Source organism: Neobacillus drentensis, from assembly GCF_036966985.1.
GTDB lineage: Bacteria > Bacillota > Bacilli > Bacillales > Cytobacillaceae > Neobacillus > Neobacillus drentensis_E.
In genome coordinates this window covers 1-3,369 of record NZ_JBALSN010000337.1, presented here as the reverse complement: position 1 = coordinate 3,369, position 3,369 = coordinate 1, and the positions used below count along the sequence as shown (strand labels likewise).

The 3,369-nt window shown below is 37.4% G+C and carries 1 protein-coding gene; it reads right to left on the bottom strand.

From position 1 onward, the window contains the following. The coding region (locus V7659_RS21005) for a PAS domain S-box protein (RefSeq protein WP_335542001.1) at positions 1 to 3,354 on the bottom strand (3,354 nt) is incomplete at its 3' end. Positions 3,355 to 3,369 lie beyond the last annotated feature (15 nt).

Here is a 3,369-nt window from a genome sequence, read left to right as displayed (position 1 = left end):
TGAAAGAAATTCTTTTATGATCTCCTCAATCCGATTAAACTCCGTCAGGATGACGTCAAAGTATTCATTTTTTACGAAACCTTCTCGGAATAGTTGGATAAACCCTTTTATAGATGTTAGTGGATTTCTAATCTCATGTGCAACCCCTGCGGCCAACTCACCAACTAATGACAACTTCTCAGCATTCCATAGCATTTCTTCCGCTTTTCTTTTCTCTGTAATATCTTTTCCTACAACCATAATGTGTTCAAATTCGTCATTTTCATCTACGACGGGTGTTCCTGTACAATCAAATAATTTCCATTCACCATTTGCATGTAACAGCCTCACCTCAGCTTTTGCAGGTAATTTAGTCCTGATCACCTCCGAGAATTGGTCCATGGCCCCATCCACATCCTCAGGATGAATAAGATTTAACGTACTATCTCCTTCAAAATATTCTGGTGAGTAACCAAGGACGGATTCGTGTGATGGGGATGCATAGATTCCTTTCCCATTTAAATCGAATAAAATAATTAAATCTGTCATGTTTTCAGCAATCAACCGATATTTACTTTCACTCTCAAGCAAGGCTTTTTCAGCATTCTTACGGTCGGTAATATCGATACATGAGCCAATTACCTCCACTACTTCGCCACCACGTTTAATGGGTCTTAACGCGGCTAGATAAGAGATTCCATTAAGTTTCTCTTCATAATGAACATGTTCTTCCCCATTCCACGCTCTTTGGTAGTATGCTTGCTTATTCTCTGCCATCTCTTTCGGAAGAAAATCACTCAACTGTTTTCCTACTACAAGACTCGGAATAAGGCCTAAGCTATACAATAATTCACCATCACACAAGGTGTGAATAAATTTACCGTTTATTTTTTTATATTTAAAGGTCATTCCCTGCTGCAGGCGAATCGTTTCATTTAATTCTTTTTTGGCGATACGTACTAATTCTTCGGACCACATGCGTTCATTAACATCCTGCGAGATTCCATAATCCTTGACTATTTTCTGAATGCTAACGATCGAATTTTCTAATTCGTTTGCTAAAAGTGGTTTGGCGAATAGAAACCCTTGTCCTTCATCACAAAGATGTTCTTGCAAGAACATTAGTTGCTTCTTTGTTTCAATTCCTTCAGCAACTACGTTTAAATTCAAATTATGGGCCATTGAAATAATGGTTTTTACAATCGTTTCATCATTCGGATTATTTTGCAGTCCCCGTACAAAGGACTGATCAATCTTCAAAGTATCCAAAGGAAATTTTTGTAAATAATTCAAAGAACTAAAACCTGTCCCAAAATCATCAATACTAAGGCGAACTCCAATCTTTTTAAGCTTTTGTAAGGTTGTAATGGTGCGTTCTATATTCGCTGTTATGCTTTCGGTAATCTCTAATTCTAAATATTGGGGCTCCAGCCTTGTCTCGTTCAGGATCCTAGCAACTGTTTCATCTAAATTAGAAAGTGTAAATTGCTTGGCTGATAGATTGACAGAAATCGTGGGGGTAAATCCTTTTTGCTGCCACTCTTTATTTTGCTTACAAGCAGTGTATAAAGCCCACTCACCAATAGGAATAATTAATCCTGTTTCCTCTGCAACCGGAATAAAGGTTCCAGGTGCTACCTGGCCCCATTCTGGATGGTTCCAGCGGATTAAGGCTTCTACACCTACAATTTTTCCTGTTTTTAAACTCATTTTCGGCTGATAATGGAGGAGTAACTCCTCTTGTTGAATCGCTTTATGAAGATCCATTTCCAATGCCAAAGGATTGATATTGGAAGCCTGATTATTCGATGAATAAAACTTAAAATGACTTTTCCCTTCCTTTTTAGCTTGGTACATGGCAAAATCAGCATGCTTAATTAAGGTTTCCACCGTTTCTCCATCTTCTGGGAATATACTGACCCCCATGCTCGGATAAGTATAGATATCATAATTTTGAATCCTAAATGGAGCAGCCACCACATCCACAATTCTCCTGCACACTTTTGCAGCCACATCTCGATCAGCGTCTTTCAGAATGATAATAAATTCATCCCCGCCTTGCCTAAAAACGATGTCTTTCTCTTTTAAAGAAAAGGTAAGCCGTTTAGCTACTTCTTTGAGCAATTCGTCTCCTGTATTGTGACCGAGGGTATCATTGACCACTTTAAACCGATCAAGATCCATAAATAAAACAGCCAATTTTTGTTTTCTTTTTGCTGCACTGACCAGTTTGCTTTTTAGACTTGAATTTAACTTATTACGATTTGGCAGACCTGTTAAATAATCATGGTAGGCCATATGTTCATTTGCTATTTCGATTTCCACTTGTTTCGTAATGTTCTGGGATATCCCAAAAACACCATTAACTTCTCCATTCACGAAAATAGGTGCCATTGTCACATTTAAATGAATGATTGAACCCTTTCGATCTAATATAGAGGTTCTAAAATTTTGTGCCTCTCCTTTAATGCATCGTGTAAAATGATCTAATACTTCTTCCAGTTTTTCAGGGACAATCATTTCCTTAAAATTGATTGGCTTTAATAATTCTTCCTTACGATACCCCGTTACTTCTTCACAAACAGTATTACAGCTAGTAAAATTACCATCTAAATCAAACGAGTATACACTATTGGCATTATGTTCAAATAGTGATTTATACCGTTGGTCATTTTTATCTAATTGTTCAAGCAAGGCTTTCTTCTCTGTAATATCTATTCCAACCGCCATAATGGCTGGTTTCCCATTAAATAAAATTTTGGTTCCAGATGCTTCTACATCAATGGTCTTTCCATCTAAGGTCAATAATTTACATTCGCTCGGGCTGACTTTTCCATTTACTAACGTTTCCTTAAAACGATTCAATAAGATTTGCTTGCTGTCCGGATGAATAAAATCAGATATATCCCTGCCAACCAGCTGATTATCATGAACGGCACCAAGCCCCTCTAATCCAGCACGATTTACAAGAACTATTTTTCTTTCTTGATGAACAATAATAGGTGTTGGTGAAACTTCTACTAAACTTCGGTATCGGTCTTCACTTTCTATTAGTGAACGATAACTGTTTTCGGTCATTTTAAGCTGTTCTTGTAATTTCAAAGTTTCTCTTTTTTGTAAAGTAATGTCATGTACAGAACCGCTTATGGCGATAACTTTTCCCACTTCATCTAAGATTGGATGGGAACGATCTTGCACCCATCGAACTTCACCATCGGAACGAATGATTCGATATTCTACAACTGTTGACTCCCCTACTAATTGCCTGCTGATTGCATTTTCAATCATCCATTTGTCTTCCGAATAAACCGACTCTAACCATAATAGAGAATTCTCGAAGAAATATTTTTGCGGATACCCATATATGGAAGCAATACCTTTAGAAACCCA